The organism is Streptomyces sp. NPDC060184, from assembly GCF_042728795.1.
Taxonomy (GTDB): Bacteria; Actinomycetota; Actinomycetes; order Streptomycetales; family Streptomycetaceae; genus Streptomyces.
This window is the reverse complement of the sequence record NZ_JBHWYX010000063.1, coordinates 1-4,768: the sequence shown is the minus strand read 5'-3', so window position 1 is coordinate 4,768 and position 4,768 is coordinate 1. Positions and strand designations below refer to the sequence as shown.

The following is a 4,768-nucleotide window of genomic DNA, read 5'->3' as shown; positions in this document are numbered from 1 at the left end:
GCCTATTGCTTTGTTGTTTCCTCATGTTCTATTAAAATCGGGGGGGGGGGGGTGCGTGCCCGGGGGGCCCCCCCACCGCCGCGGGGGGGGGTCTCCGGTACCGGAGACCGCCCCACTGCGTTCTGCTGTTCTTCGGGTGTTCCGTGGGCTCGGCCGTCCCGCCCGAACGGCCGCGCTTCATCTCCGGGGCATCACGTCCGGCCGTCGCCGGTCGCGCTCCCCTCCCCTCTCACGCCGGTGTCTCTCGGACCGGCGCTTCTCGCACCCGTGCCGGTACGGGGGCCGTCGAGCTCCCACCCGCCTCCGGCGCCGGGATCAGAACTTCACGTCCGAGCAGGAGTAGAAGGCGTTCGCGGTGTCCGCGATCGTCCACACCGCCAGGATGAGGTGGTGGCCGGTCTTCCCGCTGGGGATGGTGCCCGTCTGGGTCAGCGTGGCCGGCGGCTGCTGGTTGTTGTACGGCACCGTCAGGAACGGCTGCGAGTCCAGCGAGGCCCGGGTGAGCGGCTTCGTCGGGTCCCAGCCCTGCTTGGTGATGTAGTACCGGAAGTCCGTCGTGGCGTGACGGGCGGTGAACTGCCAGCGGAAGTTGAACGACTGGCCGCCGGTGACCTGCGTGGTGGGCCAGTTGCCGCCGCGCGGGTCGTCGAGCTGCGCGAACTCGCTGTGGTTGGCGGAGCAGATCGCCCCGTCCGCCGGACCCGCGGTCGGGAAGCCCTTCGGGCCCTCGACGCTCTGCGGCTCCCACTGGATGTTGCCGCAGTTGGTGACCGTGCCGTTGGCACAGAGCTTCTGGCGGCTGATGGGGTTGTCGGTGTAGCCGTGGCTGCTGGCGCTGCTGGTGGCGAGCGCCGAAGCGCCCAGAATCGCCAGGCCGACCACGGCCGCGCTCGTCCTCTTACGCATGCTTCGCTCCTCAGGGACATGGGGACTTCGGGTGAGCACTGCTCGTGAAGCGCGCGGTCGTGCGGTCTAGACCAAGCTCCACAGTATTGACGTGCCGTGAACATGTCCAGACCACTGCGTGACGACATTCCGCTTCGCTATGCTGCGCCGCCGCACCCACCCCCCGGGCCCCTCAGATCCCTTCGCCCCCACCCCTCCCCGTGTAGAAGGCCACCGTCAAGTCCCTTACCAGGGACTTGCGTTCGTAGTCGTCGAGCGCGACGAGCCCGCGCGTGGTGAGCCGGTTGACGGTGTCGTCGACCGCGTCCACCACGGAGGTCAGCACGCTGTCCCGGTGCCTCGCGTCGAGCGCCGCGACCCGGCGGCGCTGCATGGCCGCAGCGACCTCGGGGGCGTACTCGATCCCGGTCGGCTGCGCCGAGTACACCTCCACCCCGACCGGCTCGCAGTCCGCCTTCAGCATCCGGGTCAGCGCGTCCCCGACCGCCTCGGCGTTCCGCAGCGTCGGGGCGTCCTCGTGGAAGGCGTCGGCGGGCAGTTGCGAGAGGACCCGGGCCATCGCCGCCTCGACCTGTTCCCGCAGGTACGTCTCGTGGTCGGCGACCCCCAGGACCGCCCGGACGGTGTCCTCGACCCGCCAGACGACGAGGACGGTGACGCGCAGCGCCGTACCGTTCGCGTCGACGGCGGACATCGGCTCGCTCCGCCAGTGCCGCAGCCGTACGTCGGTGCGGCGGCGGAGCAGGAGCGGGGAGACCCAGAAGAGCCCGGTACGCCGGACGCTCCCCCGGTAGTCGCCGAAGAGGGTCAGCACCAGGGCGTACCCGACCCGCCCGCGCCCGAGTCCCCCGAACGCGAAGAGCACCACGGTCACCAGCACCGCGAGCACCGCCCAGAGGCCGATGCCGATGCCCTGGTACGGGCGCGGCCCGATGCCGAGCCGGGTCTGTGCCTGCCCCGGCAGCGCGCCGGCCCACCAGAGGACGACGAGCGCGGCGGCGCAGCCGGCGGCCCCGGTGAGCACGGCCACCCAGCCGGGCAGCGCCGGACCGGGGCGCTCGCGCAGCCGGGGGTCGGCGACGGGCGCGGGCCGGGTCGGCGGCCTCACCTGGGGCGAGCGCGGCACGGGAGGACGCCGCACCCCGGCTCCGGACCGGTCGGCCGGGAGCGTGTGCCGGGCCACCGTGACGGGCAGCGAGGCGACACCGGCGGTGCGGTGCGGGTCCCCGACCCCGGCGCGCGGCAGGAACCCGGTGCGGTCGTCGTCGGGGTCGCGGGGTTCGTCGCGGAAGAGCAGGTGCACCGGGATGGTGGCGGTGGTGTCCCCGGCGATGACCGAGCGGCGACGGCCGGTGCCCCACCGGAACTCCTCGCGGAGACCGTCGGCCGGAGCGGGCACCTCACCGAGGGCCGCCTCGCCCGCGGGCACCTCACCCGCGGGCGTCTCACGGCCGGGCACCTCACGGCCGGGCACCTCACCGGACGGCACGCCGTCGCCCGGCCCCTCGCCCGCGTCCGCCCCGCCCCCTGGCCCTTCGCCCCCTGGCCCTTCGCCCGCCGGTACCGAGACGGTGGCCGAGACGGTGCGCATCGAGGTGGGCTCCGTCCCGCCGTGCGCGAGCTCCAGCACCACGTCGACACAGGGCCCCTCCGGCCCCGGCCCGCCCTCCGTACGCGGATCGCCGCCCTCCGTACGCGGATCGCCGTCCCCGGCGCGGCCGGGGTCCCGGTCCGGTCCCCGGGCCGCTCCCGCGTCCGGACCGTCTCCCGCTCCCCCTCCCGCTGCCCGGCCCGCCCCCACGCGGTCTTCCTCGTCTCCGTACACGCCCCACCGTTCCCTTTTCCGCGCTCCGGCGATCCCGGAGCTGTCCATCCGCCGATCCGCCGGGCGGCCTCGGGCCCGTCGGGCCGCGCGGGCCCGTCGGCTCCCTCAGGAGAAGAGCCGCCGCCAGGTGTCCGGGCCCGGGTAGCCGTCCGCCACGCGGCCACGCCAGCCCTGGGCGCGCTGGAACGCCTCCACGTTGCGCCGGTCCGCCTCGGTCCAGCGGCGGCCGGGACCCGACACGTAGTGCCTGCCGAATCCCTTCTTCACCAACTGCCGGCCGAGCCGCTCGACATGGGCGTTCGACTGACCCGGCTTGAAATAGCCCCGTCCGGGGAAGGCCGGAACCGTCTTCGGCGCGCCTCCCGCACCGGTGGCCGGAATGCTCTTCCCGGTGCCGTTGACGAGCCGGCGCCAGGTGTCCGGGCCGGGGAGGCCGTCCGCGTTCGCGCCCTTCCACCCCTGCGCCTGCTGGAACGCCCGGGTCGCGCGCCGGTCGGCCTCGCTCCAGACGGGCCCGGGGCCCTGGATGTAGAAACGTTTCCCGCCCCGCGCCACCAGCATTTCGCCGAGCCGCGTGACATGGGCGTTGCGGGCCCCGGGCCCGAACGTGGCGGCGCCGGGAAAGGCCGCCGACGAGCCGCCGCGCGCACCCCCGGCGAGCCCCCTGTAGCGGTAGGCCACGTACTTGTCGGAGTTGCTCCAGTACGCGAGGGGCGTGGCCTTCTTGCGGGTGGCCGGGGGCGTCTGCTCGTACGCCATGTACTGGGTGCGGGCGCTGTTGGTCCAGCCGCCGAAGATCGTGACGTGCGACCCCTTGTTGGGGTCGGCCGGGTTGTGGAAGAGGAGGATGTCGCCCGGCTCCAGCTGCGAGCGCGCGATCCGCGTGCCGTACGAGGAGAGGCTGCCGGTCCACTCGTTGCCGCCCAGGTCCCAGGCCATCGAGACGTAGCCGGAGCAGTCCTGGCGGTATCCGTCCGACCAGAACTTCTCCATGTCGTACGGCACCTTCGCGGCCACCCAGGTCTTGGCGCGGGCGATGATCTCGCTGCGCGTGGTGGTCCGCAGGGCCAGGGGCGCCGCCGCGGTGGGCGGCCCCGAGGCCCCGCCGCCCATGAGCGGTCCGGCCTGCCCCTGCGGGGTGCCGGGCCCGGGAGCGGTCGCGTCGTCGGCGCGGACGGGTCCGGTGGCGTGGCCCGCCGGGGCGGCGGCCTCGGCGGCACCGGCGGAGAGGACCACCCCGGCGGCCGTGGCCAGCACCAGCGCGCGGCGCGCTCCGTGCGCGGCGGGATGGCCGCCCATGCGGGGCGGCAGGGTCCGGGCCGCCGCCGTACGGCGCTGGAGGGCGCAGCCGGCGCAGCCGCAGTCGGCCGTGGGTTCGTACTCCGTGAAGACCGGGACGGTCATGTCGATTCCCCTCCGGACTCGTCAAGATTTTTTGAGGCAGTCGACGGCGGGCGTCAGTGTCTCAACTCTCGTGACAAATCGCATTTTGACGGATCAAAGAGAAAAAACGACCATGCGACAGGGCGTGGCGTCATGGGAAATGGTCAAGAGCATGCTGCGGAATCCGGTAATGTTCTCCAGGTCAGCAGGCGCCGCTAGCTCAGTTGGTTAGAGCAGCTGACTCTTAATCAGCGGGTCCGGGGTTCGAGTCCCTGGCGGCGCACGCAGAGTCAAGGCCCTCTCACTTCACGTGAGGGGGCCTTGTTCGTTGCCCGGCTTCCCGCCGGGGCGCCCGCCCCTGCCCCGCGCACACCGCGAGGCTCGCCTCCACCTCTCCGTATCTCTTCACGCCTCCGCGCGACTTCTCGTCTCGTCCCGCGTGGCCGCGGGCGCGCCGGCCGGGGTCGCGCGGCCTGCGCGCGCTACCTCGAAACGGTGACTCTCCGAAGACAAACCGTCACGGAGCGCCTAGGTTGATTCTCCCCGCGCACAAGCCCCGGAACACCTCACGGCACGGAGCGGCCCGCCGCTCCGTGCGGCGCGGGGCGGCGCGCACCGCGGCGGCCCCGTCGGGTGGCCGCTCCGGGAGGGGAG

3 protein-coding genes and 1 tRNA gene are annotated in these 4,768 nt (G+C 73.4%); 1 reads left to right on the top strand and 3 read right to left on the bottom strand.

The genetic code is table 11. The features are described from left to right. Positions 1–315: 315 nt before the first annotated feature. The 3 genes from ACFWEE_RS29935 to ACFWEE_RS29925 all read right to left on the bottom strand — a co-directional run bounded on the left by ACFWEE_RS29935 (position 316) and on the right by ACFWEE_RS29925 (position 4,135). Positions 316–906 carry a lytic polysaccharide monooxygenase gene (locus tag ACFWEE_RS29935; RefSeq protein WP_386893867.1) on the bottom strand — a complete coding sequence of 197 codons (591 nt, stop codon included), beginning with the start codon at positions 904–906 and terminating at the stop codon, positions 316–318. Between the two features lie 172 nt (positions 907–1,078). After that, entirely contained in the window at positions 1,079–2,731 is a 1,653-nt protein-coding gene (locus ACFWEE_RS29930) for an SPFH domain-containing protein (protein WP_386893865.1), read from the bottom strand. A 105-nt stretch (positions 2,732–2,836) separates the two neighbouring features. Then, entirely contained in the window at positions 2,837–4,135 is a 1,299-nt protein-coding gene (locus ACFWEE_RS29925; RefSeq protein ID WP_386893863.1) for a peptidoglycan-binding protein, read from the bottom strand. A gap of 188 nt (positions 4,136–4,323) precedes the next feature. Between ACFWEE_RS29925 and ACFWEE_RS29920 the strand changes: the two genes are divergently transcribed. Beyond that, a tRNA-Lys gene (locus ACFWEE_RS29920) sits at positions 4,324–4,397 on the top strand. Positions 4,398–4,768: the final 371 nt, after the last annotated feature.

Bases quoted from the DNA above. Each gene is read 5' to 3' on its own strand.
- ACFWEE_RS29925 (WP_386893863.1), bottom strand. From the start codon at position 4,135: ATGACCGTCCCGGTCTTCACGGAGTACGAACCCACGGCCGACTGCGGC.
- ACFWEE_RS29935 (WP_386893867.1), bottom strand. From the start codon at position 906: ATGCGTAAGAGGACGAGCGCGGCCGTGGTCGGCCTGGCGATTCTGGGC.